The sequence below is a fragment of the Photobacterium sp. OFAV2-7 genome, from assembly GCF_022347985.1.
Taxonomy (GTDB): domain Bacteria; phylum Pseudomonadota; class Gammaproteobacteria; order Enterobacterales; family Vibrionaceae; genus Photobacterium.
The window spans coordinates 1-24999 of the sequence record NZ_JAKRFQ010000016.1; the positions used below are offsets into that span (position 1 = coordinate 1).

General features: G+C 52.4%; 18 protein-coding genes. 7 read left to right on the forward strand and 11 right to left on the reverse strand.

Annotated elements, in window-relative coordinates; translation table 11 throughout:
- Nucleotides 1-890: DNA-binding transcriptional regulator OxyR (gene oxyR / locus MHN01_RS03120; RefSeq protein WP_239409993.1), on the reverse strand; the 890-nt coding region annotated here is incomplete at its 3' end.
- A 169-nt stretch (nt 891-1059) separates the two neighbouring features.
- Here oxyR and MHN01_RS03125 point away from each other — a divergent pair.
- The 3 genes from MHN01_RS03125 to MHN01_RS03135 all read left to right on the forward strand — a co-directional run bounded on the left by MHN01_RS03125 (nt 1060) and on the right by MHN01_RS03135 (nt 3745).
- The gene (locus tag MHN01_RS03125) at nt 1060-1788 is read left to right on the forward strand and encodes a glutathione peroxidase (RefSeq protein WP_239409994.1); all 729 of its coding nucleotides are present in this window, start codon (nt 1060-1062) and stop codon (nt 1786-1788) included.
- Nucleotides 1789-1877: 89 nt separating this feature from the next.
- The gene (locus tag MHN01_RS03130) at nt 1878-3329 is read left to right on the forward strand and encodes a dihydrolipoyl dehydrogenase (protein ID WP_239409995.1); all 1452 of its coding nucleotides are present in this window, start codon (nt 1878-1880) and stop codon (nt 3327-3329) included.
- A gap of 104 nt (nt 3330-3433) precedes the next feature.
- Nucleotides 3434-3745 carry a DUF3624 domain-containing protein gene (locus MHN01_RS03135; protein WP_239409996.1) on the forward strand — a complete coding sequence of 104 codons (312 nt, stop codon included), beginning with the start codon at nt 3434-3436 and terminating at the stop codon, nt 3743-3745.
- A 65-nt stretch (nt 3746-3810) separates the two neighbouring features.
- On the opposite strand, the gene argH is transcribed toward MHN01_RS03135, so the two are convergent.
- From argH to argC, 4 genes are all read right to left on the reverse strand, one after another.
- Nucleotides 3811-5688: an argininosuccinate lyase gene (argH, locus tag MHN01_RS03140; RefSeq protein WP_239409997.1), complete on the reverse strand. Its 1878-nt coding sequence runs from the start codon at nt 5686-5688 to the stop codon at nt 3811-3813.
- Between the two features lie 46 nt (nt 5689-5734).
- Entirely contained in the window at nt 5735-6949 is a 1215-nt protein-coding gene (locus tag MHN01_RS03145) for an argininosuccinate synthase (RefSeq protein WP_239409998.1), read from the reverse strand.
- A gap of 93 nt (nt 6950-7042) precedes the next feature.
- Complete coding sequence (gene argB / locus MHN01_RS03150) at nt 7043-7822, reverse strand: acetylglutamate kinase (protein ID WP_239409999.1); 780 nt, start codon at nt 7820-7822, stop codon at nt 7043-7045.
- Between the two features lie 11 nt (nt 7823-7833).
- A complete protein-coding gene (argC, locus tag MHN01_RS03155; protein WP_239410000.1) occupies nt 7834-8847 on the reverse strand; it encodes an N-acetyl-gamma-glutamyl-phosphate reductase in 1014 nt (337 codons plus the stop codon).
- A gap of 596 nt (nt 8848-9443) precedes the next feature.
- Here argC and ppc point away from each other — a divergent pair.
- Nucleotides 9444-12074 (forward strand): phosphoenolpyruvate carboxylase, encoded by a 2631-nt coding sequence (ppc, locus tag MHN01_RS03160; protein ID WP_239410001.1) that lies wholly within the window; start codon nt 9444-9446, stop codon nt 12072-12074.
- A 465-nt stretch (nt 12075-12539) separates the two neighbouring features.
- A complete protein-coding gene (locus MHN01_RS03165; RefSeq protein ID WP_075762972.1) occupies nt 12540-13109 on the forward strand; it encodes a PadR family transcriptional regulator in 570 nt (189 codons plus the stop codon).
- Nucleotides 13110-13194: 85 nt separating this feature from the next.
- Here MHN01_RS03165 and metF read toward each other — a convergent pair whose 3' ends face one another.
- The 3 genes from metF to MHN01_RS03180 form a co-directional block, all read right to left on the reverse strand.
- Nucleotides 13195-14097 (reverse strand): methylenetetrahydrofolate reductase, encoded by a 903-nt coding sequence (metF, locus tag MHN01_RS03170; RefSeq protein ID WP_239410002.1) that lies wholly within the window; start codon nt 14095-14097, stop codon nt 13195-13197.
- A gap of 309 nt (nt 14098-14406) precedes the next feature.
- A complete protein-coding gene (locus MHN01_RS03175) occupies nt 14407-16839 on the reverse strand; it encodes a bifunctional aspartate kinase/homoserine dehydrogenase II (RefSeq protein ID WP_239410003.1) in 2433 nt (810 codons plus the stop codon).
- A complete protein-coding gene (locus MHN01_RS03180) occupies nt 16836-18005 on the reverse strand; it encodes an O-succinylhomoserine (thiol)-lyase (RefSeq protein ID WP_239410004.1) in 1170 nt (389 codons plus the stop codon). Before MHN01_RS03180 ends, MHN01_RS03175 begins: the two co-directional genes overlap by 4 nt.
- A 183-nt stretch (nt 18006-18188) precedes the next feature.
- Between MHN01_RS03180 and metJ the strand changes: the two genes are divergently transcribed.
- Nucleotides 18189-18506 (forward strand): met regulon transcriptional regulator MetJ, encoded by a 318-nt coding sequence (metJ, locus tag MHN01_RS03185; RefSeq protein WP_075762976.1) that lies wholly within the window; start codon nt 18189-18191, stop codon nt 18504-18506.
- A gap of 182 nt (nt 18507-18688) precedes the next feature.
- On the opposite strand, the gene MHN01_RS03190 is transcribed toward metJ, so the two are convergent.
- Nucleotides 18689-19858 carry a sodium:proton antiporter gene (locus tag MHN01_RS03190; protein WP_239410005.1) on the reverse strand — a complete coding sequence of 390 codons (1170 nt, stop codon included), beginning with the start codon at nt 19856-19858 and terminating at the stop codon, nt 18689-18691.
- A 72-nt stretch (nt 19859-19930) separates the two neighbouring features.
- Nucleotides 19931-22681, reverse strand: coding sequence for a cation-transporting P-type ATPase (locus MHN01_RS03195; protein ID WP_239410006.1), 2751 nt, complete (start codon nt 22679-22681; stop codon nt 19931-19933).
- Nucleotides 22682-23504: 823 nt separating this feature from the next.
- On the opposite strand from MHN01_RS03195, the gene MHN01_RS03200 reads away from it, so the two are divergent.
- Entirely contained in the window at nt 23505-23651 is a 147-nt protein-coding gene (locus tag MHN01_RS03200; protein WP_239410007.1) for a hypothetical protein, read from the forward strand.
- Between the two features lie 100 nt (nt 23652-23751).
- On the opposite strand, the gene MHN01_RS03205 is transcribed toward MHN01_RS03200, so the two are convergent.
- Nucleotides 23752-24999, reverse strand: coding sequence for a malic enzyme-like NAD(P)-binding protein (locus tag MHN01_RS03205; RefSeq protein ID WP_239410008.1), 1248 nt, complete (start codon nt 24997-24999; stop codon nt 23752-23754).

Here is a 24999-nt window from a genome sequence, read left to right on the forward strand (position 1 = left end):
AAGCGGGCCGCAATATGCTGGTTGATCAGCTCGGCGATTTTCTCATAGCGCCCGCGCAGCGGTGAGCCCGGCCGGTATGCCAGGGTGATCAATCGGGTCGGTACCGGATCGCAAGCTTTTACATAGCTCACCCCGTCGCGATTTTGCTCTTTGGGCGTTGCCAGCTTAGGCAGCAGTGTGATCCCGCTTCCCGCTGCAACCATATTGCGCAACGTCTCAAGACTGGTCGCCTTGAAGCTGCCATCTTCATGGGCACCGGCGGCAAAACAAAAGCCCATCGCCTGATCCCGCAAACAATGGCCGTCTCCCAGCATCAGCAAGGTCTCGCCGTTTAACTGGGCCATATCCAGCGTTTCTTTCTTGGCCCAAGGGTGCTCCTCAGGGACCGCCAGAACCATAGGTTCATTGTAGAGCGGCAGTTCAATAAAGTGCTCGGTCTCTTTGACGGCTGCCAGAATAATACAATCCAGCTTGCCCTCTTCCAGCTGTCGGACCAACTGGTGGGTCTGCGCCTCATGGAGAAACAACTCGAGTTGCGGAAACGAAGCCTTGATCTGCGGAATAATGTGCGGCAGCAAATACGGACCGACGGTCGGAATAAACCCGACATGCAGCGGCCCGGCCATACTTTCTCCCTGCTGGCTCGCGAGCTCCGTCAGCACCTTGACCTCCAGCAGCACTTTTTGCGCCTGCGAGACCAGGCTCAGACCGGCATCGGTAAACAGCACCCGGCGACTGGTTCGCTCCAGCAGAGATACACCGAGCTCGTCTTCCAGTTTGCGGATCTGGCCGCTCAGGGTGGGCTGGCTGACAAAACAGGCCTCGGCCGCTTTTCTGAAATGCTTATGCTCAGACAGCGCCACCAGGTACTCAAGATCTCGAATGTTCATGACTAGACATCTTTTAATAGAAATTAACTATCAAAACCATAGCAGCAAACGATTAGAGCTATCAAGTCAAAATCGACATAATCATCACATCAAAACGGAGCAGCGAAGAGTAAGCTCCGGTTGAGACATTAAAACCATCTATACACATTTGAATTATTGAGGAAAAAATATGTTCGCATCTAAAGAAGGCCAGGCAGTCCCACAGGTTACTTTCCACACCCGCCAGGGCGATCAGTGGGTTGACCTAACCACCAACGAACTTTTTGCCAACAAAACAGTGGTGGTATTCAGCCTGCCAGGCGCCTTCACTCCAACGTGTTCTTCAAGCCACCTGCCGCGCTACAACGAACTGGCATCCGTTTTTGCCGAGCACGATGTCGACGACATCCTGTGTGTATCAGTGAACGATACCTTTGTAATGAACGCCTGGAAGGCAGACCAGGAAGCTGAAAACATCACCTTCATTCCGGATGGTAACGGCGAGTTTTCAAAAGGTATGGGCATGCTGGTAGACAAAGAGGAGCTAGGTTTCGGCCCTCGCTCATGGCGCTACAGCATGCTGGTGAAAAACGGCATGGTAGAGAAAATGTTCATCGAAAACGAAGAGCCGGGTGACCCGTTCAAAGTCTCTGATGCCGACACCATGCTTCAGTACGTGGCTCCCGAGCACAAGCTGCAAGAGTCAATCACAGTATTTACCAAGCCAGGCTGTCCGTTCTGTGCCAAGGCAAAGCAGAACCTTATTGATAAGGGACTGCAGTATGAAGAAGTTATCCTGGGCAAGGATGCAACCACAGTTAGCCTGCGTGCAGTATCCGGTCGCAGCACCGTGCCTCAGGTATTTATCGGCGGCAAGCACATCGGCGGCAGCGAAGAACTAGAAGCATTCCTGGGCTAAATCGGCCAAGCAATAACAAGGTGGGGCGTAATGCCCCACCGTTACGAATAAAGCCGAAAACTGGCAAGATTTGAGTGGAGAGAACCAAAATGAAAACCCTGAATGTTGATGTTGCAGTCATCGGTGGTGGCACCGCAGGTCTGGGCGCATACCGCGCAGCCAAGGCCCATACTGATAGCGTAGTGATGATTGAAGGCGGTCCTTACGGCACAACCTGCGCCCGCGTTGGTTGCATGCCATCAAAACTGCTGATTGCTGCAGCAGAAAGCGTTCACCAGATCGAAAAGGCACCGGCGTTTGGTGTCCATCCGCAAGGCGAAATCGTCATTAATGGCCGTGAAGTCATGGACCGTGTCAAGCGCGAGCGCGACCGCTTTGTCGGCTTTGTTCTGGAAGGGGTGGACGAAATCCCGCCACAAGATAAGATTTCCGGCTATGCCAAGTTCATCGACAATAACACCCTTATCGTCGACGACCATACCCAAATCACCGCCAAGCGTATTGTGATTGCAACGGGCTCTCGCCCTGCCTACCCGGCAGTATGGAACGAGCTGGGTGATCGCCTGATTATCAATGATGATGTGTTCAACTGGGACGATCTGCCAAGTTCGGTTGCGGTATTCGGCCCTGGCGTTATCGGCCTAGAACTCGGTCAGGCTCTAAAACGCCTCGGTGTAGAGGTTGTCATGTTTGGACTTGGTGGCCAGGTTGGTCCACTCACCGACCCTGCTGTTATGGCCTATGCCGACAAGGCCTTCAACGAAGAGTTCTACCTCGATGCCGATGTCAGGCTCGAGAGCATGAAACGTATTGGTGATGCTGTCGAGATCCAGTACCTGGATAAAGACGGCGAGTTCAAAGTGATCACTGTCGATTATGTCCTGGCTGCCACTGGTCGCCGCCCGAATGTCGATAAGCTGGCGATTGAGAATACTTTGCTGGAACTGGATGAACGTGGTGTACCGGTAGCCGATCACTTTACCCTGCAGACGTCGGCCGAAAATATTTTCATTGCCGGAGATGCCAGCAACCAGCTTCCGCTGCTGCACGAGGCTGCCGACCAGGGGCGTATTGCCGGTGACAACGCCGGCCGCTTCCCGGATATCCGTGCCGGGTTGCGCCGTTCGAAAATCTCGGCAGTCTTCTCAGATCCGCAAATTGCAATGGTTGGCGAAACCTACAAGGAAATTACCACACGCCTTGGTAACTGTGGCTGCTTCGAAACCGGCGAGGTGTCGTTTGAAAATCAGGGCCGTTCCCGTGTCATGCTGCGCAACAAAGGGATACTGCATGTCTACGGTGAACATGGCACCGGCCGCTTCCTGGGGGCTGAAATGATGGGCCCGAATGCCGAGCACCTGGCGCACCTGCTGGCTTGGGCACACCAGAACAAAATGACGGTAGCAGAAATGCTGGACATGCCTTTCTACCACCCGGTTATCGAAGAAGGGGTTCGTACCGCACTGCGTGACCTCAATGCCAAGCTGCACCTTGGCCCAGAAATGATCAAGCACTGTCTGGATTGCGGTCCGGGTTGTTAATCAGCAGCTCAGTAACCTAGCCCGGCACAATGCTGGGTCTTGGTCACAAAACCTATCAACTCTCCTGCACTACCGATTCGCCCTCCATCCGGAGGGCTTTTTTCATGTACAATCCGACTATCGGTCAAAGCAATTCGGATGACATCATGGGTTGTCGTAGCTGCCAAACGGCGCAAGTATTCAAACAAAAGCTCGGGCGATGCCGCCAGTGTATGATTCAGTTGTCATTACTGAACGTGATCTGCTGGGGAGCCTGGTATTATTTCTACCTGCCCACACCTACCGTCGTAGAGTCCATTACCCTTCTTTTTGCCGCCACCGCCTTCAGCCTGCTACTGCTCGCCCACTGGGTAGTCGCCTTGATGTTGTGGCTGAAAAATACCAACAAGAGTGCGCACCAGCAACAATCGCCATAAAAAAATCCGGCCTGCAGGATAACGCCTGCGACCGGATTTTTTACATTCGAATAACGAGCTAGCCGTTACGCGACATTCACTGTCGGAATCGCCTGTTCCTGATCCAGACGCACTTCCAAAGCCACTTCGTCACAGGCATGCTGGCGCGGGCAACGGTCACAGTCTTTCATCACTTTTTCCGGCAACAGCGACTTAGATGTCGGGATAAAGCCTTGCTTCATAAAGAACTCAGGCACACGCGTCAGGACAAAAACCTTCTTGATCGCCATCTGACCGGCTTTCTCAATCAAATGCTCAACAATCGCCTTACCCTGACCCTGCTGCTGCCAGCCGGCCTCGACACCCAGTGAGCGAATTTCAGCCAATCCGGAGTCGTAGACATACAGCGATGCACATCCCGTCACGGTTCCGTGGTGTTCGGCCACGGCAAACGAGCCGATATCACGCACCAGTTCATTGCGCATCCGTGGCAGATTCTCACCCAGTCCAGCCCAGTAGACGACCATGCCCTCAATTGCATCAAGGTCGGTCAGACGTGCTCCCCGTACCTTCACACCCGGCGAATAACGCTTCTCGAGACGCTTCTCGGCCTGGCCAATCGCATAATCCACCTGGTTCGGCGCGACCCCACCCAGGGCACAACGCTTATCCAGACACGAATCAATAGTCAGGATTGGGTACACATCCTCGTCTATCACCTCGGAGAAGGCTTTCATCTCGGCCAGTGACAGCTCTTCCAGTGCGCAGCCTTTGTCGATAGCAGCCACCACGGCCACCCCGACAATATGGTGGGCTTCACGGAACGGGATACCTTTGGCAACCAGATAGTCGGCCAGCTCGGTGGCATTCGAGTAGCCCTGCATCGCCGCCTCGAGGGTACGATCCTTGTTGACCTTGATACCATCAAAACACAGCGCTGCCATTTCCATACAGTCATGCCAGCTATCAAGGGCATCAAACAAGCCTTCCTTGTCTTCCTGCATATCTTTGTTGTAGGCCAGCGGCAATGCCTTCACCGTCATCATCATGCCGGCCATCGAGCCGTACACCCGACCGCATTTGCCCCGGATCAGCTCCAGCGCATCCGGGTTTTTCTTCTGCGGCATCAGGGACGAGCCCGAGGTCACGGTATCGGCCAACTCGATAAAGTTCGACTCGCCGGAGTTGTAGAAAATCAAATCCTCGGCCATCCGTGACAGGTGCAGCATCGAAATAGAGGCCGTCGACAGCAGCTCCATCACGTGGTCGCGATCCGACACCGAATCAAGGCTGTTGCGGGTTGCCCGGTGGAAGCCCAGGCTATGAGCCAGCTCCTCGCGGTCAATCGGATAGGCCGTACCGGCCAGCGCGCCCGATCCCAGCGGACAGGTATCAAGACGATTAAGCGCATCGTGAAGCCGCGAATGATCACGCTCGAACATTTCCACATAGGCCAGACACCAATGGGCAAACGTCACCGGCTGGGCACGCTGCAAATGGGTATAGCCAGGCAGTACCGTCCCCTGGTGGTCACGGGCGACCGAGACCAGCTGGTTCTGCAGTCTATCCAGCATCAACAGTAGCTGCTGGCCCTGCTGGCGGCACCACAGTTTCAGATCCGTCGCTACCTGATCGTTACGCGAACGACCGGTGTGCAGCTTCTTGCCCAGATCCCCCACCTTGCTGATCAGCTGCTGCTCGACCCAGCTGTGAATATCCTCGGCATCAGAGCGCAGGATTTGCTCCGGATCTTCCATCACCGCCAGCTTGAGCTCGTTCAGTGCCAGCTCCAGCCGCTGCTGCTCTTCGTCCGTCAGGACGTTCACCTGACGCAATGCCTTTGACCATGCAATAGAACCAACGATGTCTTGCTCCGCCAAACGGTAATCAAAACGTAGTGAATCGTTGAACTGCTTGAACCGTGTGTCAGCTGCCTGACTAAAACGTCCGCCCCATAGTGCCATGGTACTTCTCCTATGCTTCGCTACTCGACTTGCTCATTGCTTTGAATTATTTATTTTTCTTTTGTTCGTTTAACGCACGAATACGGCTGGCCAGCGAGTACAGGCGGATAAAACCTTCGGCATGGCTGTGGTCATAAACCTCATCTTCACCAAAGGTGGCAAATTCTTCCGAGTACAGGCTATTTAGCGAGCGCTTCTGAACAACTGTAGCTTGCCCCTTATAGAGTTTCACAACAACTTCACCGCTCACATCCTGAGCAAGCTCATCGGCAGCTGCCAACAGTGATTTGCAAAGTGGGGTAAACCAACGACCGTCATAGATAAGGTGCGAGGCTTTCAAGCCGATAGACTCACGGAACTCGAATGACTCTTTATCGAGAACCAGCTGCTCAACTGCACGCAGGGCCTCGTTCATAATGGTGCCGCCCGGAGTTTCGTAGCAGCCACGAGACTTCATCCCTACCAGGCGGTTCTCGACGATATCGATACGACCGACACCGTGCTCGGCACCTTTCTCGTTGAGATAGGTCAATACGTTGAGTGGTGACATCGCTTCGCCGTCAACAGCAACGATTTCGCCTTTATCAATCAAGATTGACACAGTTTCTGGTTTTTCTGGTGCATCTTCAGGATCTTTGGTCCAAACCCAGCACAACTCGTTAGGCTGGTTCCAGGTATCTTCCAGTACCCCGCCTTCGGTTGAAATGTGCCAGGCGTTGGCATCACGCGAGTAGATTTTTTCCAGCGACGCCGTACATGGGATATTACGCTCGGCAAGATAGTCCAGCAGCGCTTCACGGCTACGCAGATCCCACTCACGCCAAGGCGCAATCACAGTCAGCTGGGGTGCCAGCGCAGCATAGGCACTTTCGAAACGTACCTGGTCATTACCTTTACCGGTACAGCCATGACATACCGCATCAGCACCGACTTCCAGTGCACATTCAACCTGTGCTTTGGCGATAATCGGACGTGCCATTGAAGTACCCAGCAGGTATTTGCCTTCGTAGATAGCACCGGTCTTAAGGCTCGGGTAAATATAGTCGGCAACCATTTCGTCCTTAAGGTCGGCAATGAAGCAAGAAGATGCCCCAGAGGCCAATGCCTTCTCTTCAATCCCTTCCAGCTCAGCCTCGCCCTGGCCGACATCGGCCACAAAAGCCACCACCTCACAGTCATAGTTTTCTTTCAGCCATGGAATGATCGCTGATGTGTCCAGACCGCCGGAATAGGCCAATACCACTTTAGTTACCTTACTCATAATGCTCTCCTGATTGCCTGCTCGACGGTCATACCGCTCAGGCGTTTTAAAATAATGGGTGTTCTAATCAAATAAATTCTTTTTTCGCCCGGCTTACACCGAGAACTTGGTACCGATACTCTGGCCGTCAAACAAGGCTTCCAGCTTGTCCGGGTAACGCCAGGTCGCCACTTCAATCGGCCGCCCCAGTGCTTTCGCGGCCTCGAAGGCGGCACGTACCTTGACGACCATGCCGTCGGTGATCACCGCCTGGGTGATCAATGCTTCTGCTTCGCTCTCTGTCAGGCTCGCAATCAAATGCCCTTTGCCATCCAACACGCCGCTGACATCCGACAGCAGTACCAGCTCGGCATCCAGCGCTGCCGCAACCGCAACCGCGGCCTGATCGGCATTGACGTTCATCAGCTCGCCATCGCCATCAAGGCCAATCGAGCTGACAATCGGCAAATAGCCAGAGGCCATAATCAGCTTCACCAGTTCGCTATTTCCCGGTGCTGCCTTGCCGACCGACCCCAGCTCCGGGTCCAGCTCGGTGATCTGGCACAGGCCGCCATCAGCCAGGCTCAGGCCCACAGCCTCAACCCCGGATTTGATTGCCTGTCCCTGCAACACCTTGTTGGCTGTACCGGCCAGCGCGCCGGCAATAAAAGGAATGTGCTCTTTCGGTGTCACCCGCAGGCCTTCTTTCTTTACAGTCTCGTGCTGTAGCTTTTCCATCAGGTCATCAACCAGATAGCCACCGCCGTGAACCAGTACAAGCGGTCGCTGGGCTTTTTCCTGATAATGGCTGATCGCACCAAACAGCTTTTCCAGTGTGTCCGTGCATGACAGCACAGCACCACCTAACTTAATTACCAAAGGGACCTGACTCATGGTGCTACCTCCTAAACCAACGCCGTTAATTGCGGGAAATCATTTCGAATATTTATGCACTGCATCGCTTGGGATGAGGCACCTTTCAATAAGTTGTCAATCGCTGATGTTAAAACAATGTGTTGACCCTGTACCTTCCAGCCAATATCGCAGAAGCAAGTGTTAACAACATTTTGAATACTTGCCGTTTGCTCGCCCAGCAACCTGACAGCATGCTGGCCACCCTGGCCCTGATAGGCTTGCTGCATGGCCCCGGCTACTTTCCCGGCATCAACACCCGGGGCTAACTTGGCCGTAATCGTTGCCAGGATCCCGCGCTTAAAGTTGCCGAGATGAGGGGTGAAAATCACATCGCAGCCAAGGTGCGTCGCAATCTCAGGCTGGTGACGATGACCGAAGACGCCATAAGCCTGCAGGCTGACCTCACAGAAGCTGTTGACCATAGTGGCCTTACGGCCTGCGCCGGAAACACCGCTCACTGCGTTGATAACAGGCCATTGGTCTTTATCAATAAGATTAGCCTCCAGAAGCGGTTTTAGTGCCAACTGGGATGCTGTTGGGTAGCAGCCCGGAACGGCCACAAGCTGAGCCTGCTTTATCGCCTGGCTATTCCACTCGGCCAGGCCATAAACTGCCTTCTCCAGCCACTGCTGGTGCTGATGCTCGAAGCCGTAGAACTGGGTATAGAAGTCATCGCCTTGCACCCGAAACGCGCCAGACAAATCAAACACCTGACAACCTTTGGAAAGGAAAATCGTTGCCAAATCGTGACTAACCTCGTGGGCCGTGGCCAGCAGGACAATATCCGCCTTAGCGGCAACCGCAGCAGGATCCGTCAAAGGCTGAAGCGGCAGATCGACAATGCCTTTGAGCTGTCCGTGCAGGTCACTGACTGGCTTGTTGGCATCAAGGCTATTTGCCGATACATACAAGCCCGCAAGGTTCAAATGAGGATGGGTGTGCACCATTTTCGCCAGCTCTGCGCCGGTATAACCGCTGGCACCGATAATGAAGGTGTTCAACATATGAGATTCCGTATTTATGCGTTAAGTAATTAATACTTGGTGTTTGAAACTTTGCTGCAGATGCAGCAGATGAAGGGGTGCACGAGCGCACCAGGCGATGAGACTTAGCGTCGTCGGAGGGAATTCAGATTGTGAATAGTCGCCTGGTTCATGTTAATAACTTCCTACATTCAGCATCTTTAACTATTCTTTGCGTTGACGTTTGTTGTCAGTATGAGCGCCAATAAACAGCTAAATTTTTATTCATCTTGATTGCATTTATATGTTTACCGATTAATCATTGGCCTGTCAACAGCAGGAATAAAAAAAATGTTAATTAGAAACGCCTGATCTAACGCGTGAACGGTGATGAAAGTTGTCGCACCATGCGCAGAGAACACACTAAATGGCGCAAAGAGCATATTAAATGCGCTTCTTATGACCCATTTTTACGAAAATTTGTTACAAGTTGGATTTCATATCATGACAAATATCAATCTAGCTGCAATTTATGGCTGCTAAATGTAATCAAAGTTGACCTGAAAGTGGGATCACGGATAGATTGTCACTAACGCAATTGCGAATTGGATGTAACAAAATTACGAGATGGATGCGATATGAACGAAAAGTACAGCGCGTTAAGAAGTAACGTCAGTATGCTCGGCCACCTGCTGGGTAATACCATTAAAGATGCGCATGGCGAGCCACTGCTAGATAAAGTGGAAGCTATACGTAAGTTATCTAAATCTGCCCGCGCAGGAAATCAGGATGATCGTGAGAAACTGATCGATGAGTTGCAAAACCTGCCTGATGACGAGCTACTGCCGGTAGCCCGTGCCTTTAGCCAGTTCCTAAACCTAACCAATATTGCCGAACAGTATCACACGGTATCCCGCCACTGCGAAGAACACATCTGCAGCCCGGACTCTATCGATACCCTGTTTGGCAAACTCAGCAACAGTGATATCAGCCAGTTTGATTCTATTCAGGCGGTACGTGATCTGAACATCGAACTGGTACTGACGGCGCACCCTACCGAAATTGCCCGTCGTACCATGATCCACAAGCTGGTGCAGATCAACAAGTGCCTCTCCAAGCTGGAGCTGAGCGAGCTGTCTCCAAGCGAGCGCCAGCGTGTCGAACAGCGCCTAGAGCAGTTGATTGCCCAGGCGTGGCACTCTGATGTGATCCGCCAGCAGCGCCCGACACCGCTTGACGAAGCCAAATGGGGCTTTGCCGTTGTCGAAAACTCCCTGTGGCAGGCTGTACCGGAATTCCTGCGCCAGTTCGACGAGAAGCTAACAACCCACCTTGGCGAAGGCCTGCCGATTGATGCCTCGCCGGTGAAATTCTCCTCCTGGATGGGTGGTGACCGTGACGGCAACCCGTTTGTGACCTCGTCGGTCACCCGCGAAGTCATGCTGCTGTCTCGCTGGAAAGCCGCCGATCTGTACCTGAGCGATATCCAGGAGCTGGTCAGCGAGCTGTCGATGGTCAAATGCAACGACCAGGTGCGCGAGCTGGCCGGGGACGAACACGAACCTTACCGTGCCATCCTCAAGGATCTGCGTGCCAAGCTCACCAATACCCGTGACGTGCTCGACGCCCAGATTAAAGGCCTGAGCGTTCCTAACTTCGGCATTATCGAGCATGTCAACCAGCTGTGGGATCCGCTTTATGCATGTTACCAGTCGCTGCACGAATGCGGCATGGGCATCATTGCCGACGGCCTGTTGCTGGATGTGCTGCGTCGCATCAAGTGTTTCGGCGTCCACCTGGTACGTCTGGATATCCGTCAGGAAAGTACCCGCCACTCAGATGTCATTTCCGAGTTGACTCGTCACCTGGGTCTCGGCGACTACGATCAGTGGAGCGAGCAGGATAAGGTCGCCTTCCTTGTGCGCGAGCTGGCCTCCAAACGCCCGCTCCTGCCTCGTGACTGGCAGCCTTCACCAGATGTCCAGGAAGTGATCGAAACCTGTAAGGCGATTGCCGAGCAGCCACGTGAAGCCCTGGGTGCCTATGTGATTTCCATGGCCCGTACTGCCTCTGATGTTCTCGCCGTTCACCTGCTGCTGAAAGAAGCAGGCTGTCCGTTCAGAATGGATGTCTGTCCGCTGTTCGAAACACTGGACGATCTCAACAATGCCGAGTCAGTCATCAAGCAACTACTGAATATCGACTGGTACCGTGGCTTTATCCAGAACTTCCAGATGGTCATGATCGGCTACTCCGACTCAGCCAAAGATGCCGGTGTGATGGCGGCTGGCTGGGCCCAGTACCGCGCAATGGAAGCTCTGGTTGATGTCTGTGAAGAAGCCGGTGTCGAACTGACCCTGTTCCACGGCCGTGGCGGCTCTATCGGCCGCGGCGGTGCGCCAGCACACGCTGCACTGCTGTCGCAGCCGCCACGTAGTCTGAAAGGCGGCCTGCGCGTTACCGAGCAGGGCGAAATGATCCGCTTCAAGCTCGGCCTGCCGGAAGTTGCCGTCAACAGCCTGAGCCTGTACACCAGTGCGATTCTGGAAGCCAACCTGCTACCGCCACCAGCGCCGAAACAAGACTGGCGTGAGCTGATGGACGTGCTGTCCGAAGTTTCCTGCGAAGCCTACCGCGACGTGGTACGCGGCAACGAAGAGTTTGTCCCATACTTCCGCGCGGCCACACCGGAGCTGGAGCTGGGCAAACTGCCGCTGGGCTCTCGTCCGGCCAAGCGTAACCCTAAAGGCGGCGTAGAGAGCCTGCGTGCCATTCCGTGGATTTTTGCCTGGAGTCAGAACCGTCTGCTTCTACCAGCCTGGCTTGGCGCCGGTGAGGCGATTCAGTTCTCGATTGACAAGGGCCATGCCCAGCAGTTGGAAGATATGTGTCGCGAGTGGCCATTCTTCTCGACCCGCCTTGGCATGCTGGAAATGGTGTTTACCAAAACCAACATCGGGATTGCCGAGTACTATGATCAGCGCCTGACTGACAAGTCGCTATGGCCTATGGGTCAGAAACTGCGCGATCAGCTGCAGGAAGACATCAAGGCCGTTCTGAATGTCGAGAACAGTGCCCACCTGATGGAACAGGACCCATGGGGTGCAGAGGCTATTCGCCTGCGTAACATCTATGTTGAGCCACTGAATATGCTCCAGGCCGAGCTGCTGTACCGTACCCGTCAGCAAGAAGAGCCATCGCCGATGCTGGAAGAGGCACTGATGGTAACCATCGCCGGTATCGCAACAGGTATGCGCAACACGGGCTAACCCGTTAGTCTGAATACCTAAACGCTGCATTGAGGCCTCCCAAGTGGAGGCCTTTTCTGTTTCAGAGCCTATCGGACTATTTCGCTCCGTCTTCTGCCAGCAAAGTCCTTTTATGCCATTTATACCTTTTGCACACTTTTTTTATGACAGTGACTCAATAATGAGACGTAATGTAACTAGTCGCATAGTCTAAAGTAATCACATGCACTGTGAACATGGATGAATCACAATATATTGCAGTGCATCGGAAACCTTAAGATATAGACAAACATCACAAGATGAACAATTGGACGCTGCCCAAAATGGTTATTATCACTTTCTGGTGTCGATAAAGATCACATTGATGTGTATGCTACGTGATCTCGATCAGGCACTGCAACAAGACGATTATAACAAACGCCAAAGAGCGAAGGGTAACGTCGGTCTGATTGTTTTTTATTTGTAGTATTTTAACGGATAGAAGAGATGTCACTACCACACGTAATTTTGACCGTGCTGAGCAATCGCGACGCAACCGGTTACGATATAACAAAAGAATTTTCCCACAGCATCGGCTACTTCTGGAAGGCAAGCCACCAGCAGGTTTACCGAGAGCTAAACAAAATGGCAACCAACGATCAGGTTACCTGCAAACTGGAACCGCAGGAAGGCAAGCCGGATCGTAAAGTATACTCCATCACTGATCTGGGCCGTCAGGCACTGTTTGAGTGGTTCCAGGAGCCTGCTCGCAACCCAACCATCCGCGATGAGTTCTCTGCCAAGCTACTGGTTTGTGGCGTGCACAATTCTGTGCCGATGCAACAGCAGCTGGAAGGGCTGATTGAAGAGTCTCACACGCTGATGAACCACTACCACGAACTGGAGAAAGTCCATTTCGGCGACTACAAGAACATGGACCGTCAGGCACGTCTTGATCGTCTAACGCTTCGCCGTGGTATCCACAACCGTCAGGCGTGGATTGACTGGGCTGAAGAAGTACTGGTTGAGCTGAAGGACATGGACAGTGCAGACAGCAAGGTAGCCCTTAACGGCTAACTTGGCACCCTTATCCCATTATCGAAAAAAGCCGCTTAATAAAGCGGCTTTTTTAATGGCTATCAGAGCAGGAAGGAAAGCTTGCTTACACCTGGACACCGGCCTCGGCACGAACGCCCAGCGTATGGCAGATGGCATAGGTCAGCTCTGCACGGTTCAGGGTATAGAAGTGGAAATCCTTGACCCCTTCGCGGCTCAGTACACGCACCATATCGATCGCATTGCTGGCACCCACCATCTGGCGGCTCAGCAGATCATCATCCAGTCCCTGGTACTGCTTTTCCAGCCAGCCCGGGATCTTCACATTGTTCGCCAGGGCAAAACGCTTGGCCTGGACCATGTTGGAAACCGGCAGAATACCCGGTACGATTTCCACATCAATCCCGGCAGCGACACAACGGTCACGGAAACGCAGGTAGCTTTCCACATCGAAGAAGAACTGGGTGATTGCCCGGCTCGCTCCGGCATCAACCTTACGCTTTAGATTAATCAAATCCGATTGGGCACTCTTTGCCTCTGGATGCACCTCCGGATAGGCCGCCACCGAAATATCAAAGTCAGCTTCCTTTCGCAGCAGTTCAACCAGGTCAACGGCATACATATCTGGCTTGACGCCTTTCTCCGGCAAGTCACCACGCAGTGCCACGATGTCGCGGATACCGTTATTCCAGTAGTCACGGGCAATGGTGCGGAGCTCATCGCGGGTAGCGTCAATACAGGTCAGGTGAGGTGCCGCCACCAGGCCGGTTTGTTCCTTAATGTCTTTGATGATGGAGTGGGTGCGATCCCGCTCACCGGAGTTGGCACCGTAGGTCACGGAAACAAACTTCGGCTTGAGGGTTTTCAAACGGTGAATAGAATTCCACAGGGTCTGTTCCATCTGCTCGCTGCTTGGTGGGAAGAACTCAAACGAAACGTTGATATCACCGTTAAGATCGGCGATGTTCTGGTTAAGCGAATCCAAGTGACTTGCGTGTGAATACCCCATAGTCTATTCCTTTCTGTTCCGGCCCCGGGCCTGCTCCCTAAAATGGTGACGCCATTAAATAACCGTTTAGACGTCTATATGTCTACAGAATGTCTTGTAACCAATTTAATGTCAACAAAGTGAACATGAATATTTCTCAAGTTGATCTTGCACGATCTTCAACATAGCGAACATCGCACTAATAAGCAAAAGCCCGCAAAATGCGGGCTTTTCACAACAAACTAGCGATTCATACTATAAGAGGCTTTACTGGCGAGACCTTCGACCACACTGGCATTCACTTGTGCGATCTTTGCCTGCCAAAAGCCGCTATAACATCGCTGCCAACCGGTTAATGTCAGACAGCAATGCCCCGGCAGTCACATCCCGACCGGCACCCGGTCCACGGATCACCAGCGGGTTATCCCGGTACCAACGACTTTCAATGGCAAAGATGTTGTCACAGGGCAGCAGGTTTGCCAGTGCATGCTCCTGCGGCAGAGCCTCGACCCCTACCCCTGCCTTACCGTTTTTGTCCAAACGGGCCACATAGCGCAGTACCTTGCCTTCCTTCTGTGCCTTGACCAGCCGCTCATTAAGCAGCTCGTCCAGAACATCGGCCTGTTCGAAAAAGCCGTCCAGAGTCAGCGGAACCAGTTCTTCGGGTACCAGGGATTCCACCTTGACCTGCTCCGGCTCCAAGTCCAGTCCGGACTCACGGGCCAGGATCACCAGCTTGCGCATCACATCGCTGCCATCGAGGTCATGACGGGGATCCGGCTCTGTCAGCCCCTGCTGCCAGGCCTGTTCTATCAGCTGGGAGAAAGGCAGCGTACCGTCGAACTGCTGGAACAGCCATGATAGCGTGCCAGAGAAAATCCCCGACAGGGCAATAATATCATCGCCACTTTCACGCAAGTCCCGCACCGTATGGTTGACCGGCAGACCGGCCCCTACCGTCGCGTTATACAACCAATGACGGCTGCTCTTGGCAAACGCATCCTGTACGGCATGATAGTCCTCTCCCGAGGCAGAGCCGGCAACCTTGTTGGCGGAAATCAGATGCAGGCCGCTTTCGGCAATCTGCGGGTATTTGGCAGCCAGCTCGGCGCTGGCAGTCACATCCAGTACCATCACATCATCATAAGGGTGTGCAGCCAGCACATTCAGCAGCTCGCCTTCGGCATAATCAACCGCTTCGTCATCAAAAGCTGTCAGTGCCCGGGTCGGTTCAATCCCCTGGAAGTCAATCCAATGGCGGCAGCTATCGGCCACCCCCACCAGGGTAAAGCTCATGCCATGGCGTTTCTCCAGCTGCACCTTTTCACGGTCAAACAGCTCCAGCCAGCGGCTGCCGATATTACCTTTGCCACACAGTACCAGACCAATCCGCTTCTGCGCCTGGAACAGGCTCTGGTGGATCTGCGCAACCAGCGGAGCCGTATCAATCTTTCTAAGCACAGCCACCAGGCTTAGCCCCGAGTCCGGCTCGGTCGTGAACTCAACAGGCTGGTTCTTTAGCTGATGATAAAATCCGTAGCAGTGAACGGCATTGTTGACCACCCCGGCTCCGACAGCGGCCACCACGGAGAAGCCATCCCGCAGACGAAGTTCCGCGGTAATACCACTGTCTTGCAACAGGCCCAATACATTGTTGACCACCTCACCGGTATACGCGAGCAGAATACGTCCCTGATCGGCCTCGACACTCTGGGCCAATGGCAGTAGCTGGGCCCGCTGCAGGGTTCGCTCCAGCTCACCCAAAATAGGCTCGAAGTCATGAGAGCGAGCCACGTCCAGCTCAATCAGACAGACATCATCGAGCGAGGTAATGATCTTGGCCCCGCGCCCCGATGCCAGTACCCGCTCTACCCGTGTCGATCCCGACTCGGGCTGGTGGCTACAGCGCAATGTGAGGTCAATCGAACTCTGGGCGACAGGCTGTAATGTCCGGCTATGAAGTACCGGTGCCGCCAGCCTCGCGAGCTCGCTGGCCTCATCCAGCCGCAGCAAAGGCAGCAGGCAGGCATCCCCGACCTTACGCGGATCGGCACTGTATACCCCGGCAACGTCACTCCAGATTGTGACTCTCGAGACTTCAGCCAACGCGCCAATGATGGTCGCCGAATAGTCCGAGCCATTACGCCCCAGCAATACGGTTTCACCTTTCTGGTTACGGGCCATAAAGCCGGTGATCACGATACGGTGCTGACTGTGCTGGGCCAGCTGCGCCTTAAGCAGCGGCCACGACTGGGCCCGATCCACTTCCGGCTGGGCCGAGCGCTCTGCCCGTAAAAACTCTCGCGAGTCAAGATGTCCGGATGACAGACCATTTTGTACTAGCAAGGCAGACAGTAAACGTGCCGACCACAATTCACCATGCCCCAAAATTGCTGCGATCGCTGCTTCGTCGAGCTTTGACTCGCCCAACCGGGCCAGCTCGCTAAGTTCAAAATGTAACTGCGTCTGCAGTTCATCTGCCACCGAGCCTGTTACTAGCTCGGTGATCAGCTGTTGCTGGAAGGCACGAAGCTCCTGCAGGGCCTCGTGGGCCTGACGGCCATCCTTACCCAGCAGTTCGACCCAGGCAATCAGGCGGTTGGTTGTTTTTCCGGCAGCCGACACCACAATCAAATCATCACTGCCGGAGTGCTCTTGCAAAATCGTCACCACCCGACGATAACAATCGGGATCAGCCAGGCTACTGCCGCCGAACTTATGTAACTGCCGCAGGGCTGTCTGTCTGTTTACAGGCTGGCTCATTCAGTTACCTCCGCCGCTTGCTTGAAGGCCTGTTCCAAATCGGCAATCAGATCGCTTGGATCTTCAAGTCCCACCGACAAGCGTAGCAGCGACGGCTTGATCCCGGCTTCGACCTGCGCCTCGTCAGACATGGCCCGGTGCGTCATACTTGCCGGATGGGCTATCAGGCTTTCCGTTCCTCCCAGCGACTCCGCCAGTGAAAAGCATGTCAAAGCAGAGACAAACACCTCAAGCTGACGGTAACTTCCGGCCAGCTCGAAACTGAGCATCGAGCCGAATCCTTTTTGCTGCTTGACGGCAATATCATGACCAGGATGATCGGGCTGACTCGGATGGTAGATCTGACCGACCAGCGGCTGGGTCTGCAGGTAGGCCAGCACTTGTGTGCTGTTTTCCTCGTGCATTTTCATCCGCGGTGCCAGCGTACGTAATCCACGCAAGGTCAGATAAGCATCAAACGGCGCCCCGGTCGCCCCGATACAGTTGGCCCACCAGGCAATATTCTCGGCCTGTTCGGCCTCTTTGGAAATCAGCACCCCACCGACCACATCGGAATGGCCGTTGATATATTTCGTGGTCGAGTGAACAACAAAATCAGCGCCCAGCGCGATAGGCTGCTGCAGAATAGGCGACAAGAAAGTGTTATCGACCGCCACCAACGCACCGACCTGCTTGCTTTGTTCACACAGTTCGGCGACATCCACCACCCGAAGCAGCGGGTTAGACGGGGTTTCTACCCAAACCAGCTTTGGCTTTCTGGCCAGTGCTGCCGCCACTACATCCGGATCGGACTGATCGATAAACTCAACCTTAAAGTCACCTTTGCCTGCCCGGGTGTTAAACAGTCGGTAGGTACCGCCATAGCAGTCATGGGGGGCTATCACCAAATCATCCGGCCCCAGCAGGGCAGAAGCCAGCAAGTTGATCGCTGCCGTCCCGCAACTGGTGACCACGCCGCCGGCCCCGCCCTCGAGCTCAGACAAGGCATCTGCAAGCATATTTCGAGTCGGGTTGCCGGAACGTGAATAATCATATTGAGGAAGATCACCCAGCTGTGGGAAGCTATAGGTAGAAGTCAGGTAAATTGGCGGAACGACAGCATTATGCTGCGTGTCTGATTCAATACCGGTACGTACGGCAACGGTGGCAAGCTTCTTGTCACTCATATTTACTTTCCTTGTCTGGGGCAAGCCCTGCATTCGAATAACTTTTAATCAACAACATTAACCACATTTATTTGGGACGTCAACACTTCTAGACGTCTATATGTCTTTGCTTATGGCAGTAAATCCCGCTAAAATTCACCCATATTAAATTTATTGAATCCAACATCGCTGAGAAGGTAAAAAATGGCAGAGTGGAATGGCGAATACATCAGCCCATATGCGGAGCACGGTAAGAAAAACGAACAAGTAAAGAAAATCACCGTTTCGATTCCATTAAAGGTACTCAAAATCCTGACTGACGAGCGTACCCGCCGTCAGGTCAACAACCTGCGTCACGCAACCAACAGTGAGCTGCTGTGCGAAGCCTTCCTGCATGCCTACACAGGGCAGCCGCTACCGACTGACGATGATATTCGTAAAGACCGCCCTGACGATCTGCCGGCAGAAGCCAAAGAGCTAATGGAAGAAATGGGCATCAAATACGAAGACATTAACGAATAATACTAGACTGTTCGAGACAAAAAGCTGACTGTGGCGACAACAATGGAACCACAGTCAGTAAATATGGAAACGCGCTGCTTCTAATTTTGATCAATGACAGCTTTTACTTTATCTTCGCCGCTTAGGCTGCACGCCCCACCAACAGTGTTAGTAAGAAGATCGAAATCACCAGTCCAAGTAGTTTAAGTTCTCGCTTTTTCATAACGCTCTCCTTCCTTTGCTTCACTTAAAATCAGTTTTCTCACAATCACAATAAACACGCCGGTCAACACCAGGTTCAGCGCCAGCGACAACATGCTGATCGTGACAATCGGTCCCCCAAAGCCATAGCCGATACTGATCATCAGCACCCCTGCCCCAACTTCACCGCGCGGCCACATACTGATCGACAGCGCCAAGCGCTCTTTGACTGACGCTTCCTGTCGGTAACAAAATAGAGGGAACATTTTGCCGAGGTTGGCAATGACCGAAATCACCAACACGTGGTAAGTAATTTCAACCAATGACATGGCTGGCATTGCCAGCGTGAGGCTATCGGCTGCCGGGGTTTCTACCGCTCCCCAAATTTGCGGCAGGCTCAGCCCCACCAGCACCATAAACACGCCCGCAATCAGGCTAGAAACTTGCTGATCAGCCTCAGTTTCATGCTGCGACTTCATCATGCAACCCAGTACAAAGGCCGGTAACAGGACTTCAAAATGCACGCCGCTACGTAGGTAGAACAATTCACATAGCACCGCAATTATCACGGAATAAGCCATTACCGAACCGGCAGAAGAAGGAATATCCCACAGGTGCAGGTAGCGATAACCCAGTACCAACAGGCCAAACATTAAGAGCAAGGTCACACCGAGCGCGGGTTGCCACCCCACGATCAAGATAGACAGCGGGATCATCAGCAGCACGGTGTCGAGATCATCAAAGATGGCCAAGATGCGGGCTTTGCTGAACATCCAGGTCGCACCCAGCCCGGCCGCAGCCAACATGGCAAATAACACCCCGGCTGATGTCGGTGCCGCGAAACGACCGATGACAAGGGTTTCTTTCCAGGCATCGGCATTGCTCCATAGCTCCGGTGGCATCAGCACAAAGATGAAATACAGAACGACACCAATCCATGGAAAGGTCGCGGTGGTCATAGCAACCACGTAATCCCAGCGGTATTGCTTCAGGTTCGTTTTATCAATTTCAAATTCACGACCGACATTGATCATGATGTACGCCAGGGCCGACATGGTCAGCACCATAAGGACCGGTTGCAGCTGTCTGTAGCCGGCAATAAAAGACGGTAACAGCTGGGAACACACCAGCCCTACCAGTAATAAAGCAGAATAAATGATGATTTTTTTCACGTCTCAACCTCTTGTATTGCATTGTTCGTCAGGCAGGGCCTGCAACTCTTTTTCAGGTTGCAGGCATGTGGGTCAGACGAATTTCACGTTGGTCAGTTCTTTGATGCCAGACAATACGAAGGTTGGCAGGGAGGCTGCCACAATAACGCCAAGCAGATGGCCGAAGGACAAGGCTTCGGTGTTGAAGATCAATTGCCCCAGACCGGTGTAGATCACGCTCAGCGACAGCGTCGCCGATACGGCAACCGCACCGAGCAGGTACTTATTGGTAAATGGGTTTTTGCGATATAACGAGGTAAAGCTACGTGAATCAAACAAGTGCCATAGCTGGGCAAAGATCAGCATGCTAAAGGCCACTGTCTGCGCATACTGCGCGCTGTAACCGGCATTCAACGCCCAGCTAAAGGCCAGATAGCTCATGCCACCCAGCGCCAAGCCACGGATCACAATCTTGGCCCCGAGGCTATCGCCAAAGAAACCTTCATTGCGTTTGCGCGGTTTGCGCGACATCACGTCTTTCTCTTCCGGCTCAACCCCTAGCGCAAGTGCTGGCAAGCCATCAGAGACCAGGTTTATCCACAAAATCATCAGTGGTGTCAGCGGCAAAATAGTTTCTGGCCCCATCATCAGGAAAGCAATCAGGATCACCGCCACTTCACCGACATTTGCCGTTAACGCCTGACGAATGAACTTACGCAGATTATCGAAAATCTGGCGGCCCTGACGGACGGCTTTGACAATCGTGCTGAAGTTATCATCGAGCAAAATCAGGTCGCCGGAGTCTTTTGCGACCGACGTACCGGCAATTCCCATCGCAACACCAATGTCAGCGCGACGCAGTGCTGGCGCATCATTGACACCGTCACCGGTCATGGCCGGTACCTCGTTGTTCTCTTGCTGGGCCTTAACAATACGAAGCTTGTGCTCGGGGCTGACGCGTGCAAACACGGCTACTTCAGGGCAGATGCGGCGCAGCTGCTCATCATCCATCTCATCGAGCTGGGCACCTGTAACCACCTTGTCTTTATCCGAACGGATAATACCAATGTCACGCGCCACGGCCGCTGCCGTCAACGCATGATCGCCGGTGATCATCACGGTACGTACACCTGCATCAAAGCAGCTATTTACCGCATCGCGCACTTCGGGACGCGGCGGATCCATGATGCCGTACAATCCCAGAATAGTAATATCATGTTCCAGTTCGTGGTGATCACGTTCCAGATCGGCATCCGTCAGCGGTCGGAAACCCACCGCCAGCGTACGCAATGCCTGATCTGCAAATGTTTCAATCGCTTGCTGGTAGTTGGCAATATGGTGCTGGGCTGCATCGGATGCCAGAGCCAGGTTGCCTTGCACCGCCTGATCGGAATACGCCACAACATTACCGTCAACCATAAAGCCGGATGCATTGCGCAGAATAACATCGGGCGCCCCTTTTACCGCGAGGAAGTGCTGGCCGTCTTTATCCCGTACAATCACTGAGGCCATCTTGCGGCCAGAATCGAACGGGAATTTCTCGACCAGCGTGTACTCACCTGACGACAACATAGTGCCTTGCTGGAGACCCGCCTTCGCCGCCGCAACGATCAGTGCGCCTTCCGTCGGATTGCCGCGCACAGTAGATTTACCGCCTTCCTGCAGATACTGAGCATCGTTACACAAGGTGGCTACCGTCAACCCGCGCATCATTGCCGGGCTATCCGTCACCGCGACACCATGTTTCTGCGGGATAAACTCGCCCTTCGGATCAAAACCCTTGCCCGTCACCTGCCAGTAACGTCCAGCAACATCATAGGCTTGCATTACCTGCATCTGATTCTGGGTTAACGTTCCTGTCTTATCGGAACAAATAACCGTGGTTGACCCTAAGGTTTCAATCGCCGACAACTGCTTGGCCAGGGCATTACTCTTCACCATCTTGGTAGAGCCCATGGTCAGAACAATCGAAACCACTGTTGGCAAACCCTCAGGGATCGCCGCCACGGATAGCGAAATCCCCGTATTCAAAATATCTAACCACGGCATACCGTGGTACAAACCAATCGCGCATACCACGGCGACAACAGCCAGGGCTGCAACCATCAATGCTTTGGCAATAGTGTCCATGCGGACCTGCATCGGCGTTTTGGTTTCTTCAGTGTTGGTCATCATGTCAGCAATGTGGCCGACTTCCGTATTCATTCCCGTGCCAACCACGACACCATAGCCATTACCAGAGGTCACAATCGTTGTCATAAAGCCCATATTGACCTGATCACCCAAGCCAATGCTATCGCCCTCAAGCGCAGCAACCGCTTTATCGACCGGCTCAGACTCACCTGTAAGAGCCGCCTCATCAACAGAGAGCCGGTTGGCCTCAATGATCCGCACATCGGCAGCCAGAATGTCACCGATGTTAATTTTCAGAATATCGCCGGGAACCAGCTCTCTGGCAGGGATCGACTGGACATCGCCATCTCGCACAACCTGTGCAGTCGGGGCCGCCATGTCTTTTAACGCATCCATACCTTTTTTCGCTTTCATTTCTTGCCAGAAAGCAATCAAGGCATTGATAAAGATAATCACCGTAATGGCAATACCATCAACATTGTGCCCCGTAAAAAAAGAAACCAAGGCACCGACACCCAAGATAAAAATCAATGGATTTTTAAACTGGTGTAATAACATAGCTAATGCTGATTTGCCTTCTTGTTCTTGCAACTCATTGGGACCATATTCTTTTTGACGTTGTTTTACCGTTTCAGAGGCTAATCCAGTTCGAGTTGTCTGTAACATCGACAACGTATTATCCGCTGTCTCTATATACCACTTTTTTCGCATACAATAATCTCCAAGCAATAGATATGAAAATACGACCATGTGATTACACAGCTAGTAAAATATTGCTTTCAATTTAAATTAAACTCACAGAGCGCATTTAAATTATCGTACCCATCGCAACATTAATATTAATATCGACAGCCCTAAAATGTATTCACGAAGATTCTTTGATAATTATCAACTTTTATTCCCGTTCTTATTTCCAATTAGAAAGAGAGTGTAAAAAGGCATTAATGACACTGAATAATTCCCAAACAAATACATCGGCAAAACCGAGATATTAGTAACAACACACAGCTCAAGCCGAAACCAGAACTAAAAAAGAGAAGTTGATCACACCGATAATGCATAAACTCACGGTCAACCATAACGTTGTTTACAACACTACAAACGCCCCAAATTACTCCCTGCAAACCTATAGCTAAGTGTATTTATCACTATGTATTAATTCATAGCACCTCTTACTGTAACTAAACATAAAAAATAATAAACGATTATTTCCTAATTAGAGCATTAGCAATAAGGTTTAAAAGACATAAATATTTTCTCGACTTTATCTCTAAATGTAACAAATCAACTCACATCATTTCTTTTTTAATAGTTATTTCTTAATTATTAAAATTGCCATAAATTGTAAAAGTATAACTAAGGCATGATTAGTAACATTTAAACTAGAAGAAAAATAGAAACTGAATGAGAAAATGATCCGAATCAAATCTGTCAGGCGCTTACCGCATACAATAAAAACACACTAACAATTCGATGAAATATAAATATTCCTCGGGCTTATCTTTTATATATCTAACAATAAGTGAGGTCGTGTATGTGGGATTCTGCAATTAATATGATTGGTATGTTTTTAATTAGCGGGAAATATATATTAGTACTGATATTGGCCGCGCTGGCATTTGGCGTTGCTCCTGGTAGTTCCGAGCTGCTCATGATGCAAGGGATAGACACAGCTGAATGATGCCATGCTTCAGATATATGCCGTCTTTACTCTACAGTAAAATTAATAAAGCCAGCCACACAGTGTGAGGCTGGCTTTTCAACAACAATTACTGATTAGATCAGTTTTCCATGTAGCCCACAGGCATCTCAATCTGCGCGACACCGGAGTCAATGGCCGCCTGGGCAACCGCCTTGGCAACACGAGGAAGCAGGCGCGAATCCATCGGCTTAGGAATAATATAATCGGCACCGAATTCCAGCTTATCAGCTCCCGCCGCTTTCACAACTTCGGCAGGCACCGGCTCTTTAGCCAGCTCACGAATGGCATGAACAGCTGCCAGCTTCATTTCGTCATTGATCACGCTGGCGCGTACATCCAGGGCGCCACGGAAGATGAACGGGAAACAAATCACATTGTTCACCTGATTCGGGTAGTCGGAACGGCCAGTCCCCATTACCAGGTCATCACGCACGGCATGCGCCAGTTCAGGTTTAATCTCAGGATCCGGGTTCGAGCAGGCGAACACAACTGGCTTATCAGCCATAAGCTTAAGCGCTTCCGGCGTCAGCAAGTTAGGACCAGATACACCGACAAAGATATCGGCACCTTCAATCACATCTTCCAGCGTACGCTTATCGGTATTGTTGGCGAACAGCTGCTTGTATTCATTGATATCGTCACGACGGGTGTGAATCACTCCCTTGCGATCCAGCATGTAGATTTTCTCGCGCTGGGCACCACACTTGATCAGTAGCTCCATACAGGCAACAGCGGCAGCACCGGCACCCATGCAGACAATCACAGACTCGCTGACGTTTTTGCCCTGGATCTCAAGGGCATTCAGCATACCCGCAGCGGTTACAATAGCCGTACCATGCTGATCATCGTGGAAAACAGGGATCGCACAGCGCTCAATCAGGCGCTTCTCAATTTCGAAGCAGTCAGGTGCCTTGATATCTTCCAGGTTGATACCGCCGAAGGTGTCGGCAATGTTGGCGACCGTATCAACAAACTCATCGATGGTGCGGTGCTTGACTTCGATATCGATAGAATCCAGACCTGCAAAGCGTTTGAATAGCAATGACTTACCTTCCATAACCGGCTTAGATGCCAGCGGGCCAAGGTTACCCAGGCCCAGGATAGCGGTACCATTGGTAATCACGGCAACCATGTTGCCTTTACCCGTGTACTTGTAAACGTTTTCTGCGTTTTGAGCGATCTCTCGAACAGGCTCTGCGACACCCGGGCTATAGGCCAGGGCCAGATCTTCAACCGTATCTGCCGGCTTTGTTAGGGAAATAGCGGTTTTACCTGGAACAGGGTAAGCGTGGTAGTGCAGTGCTTGTTGACGAAAATCTTCAGACAT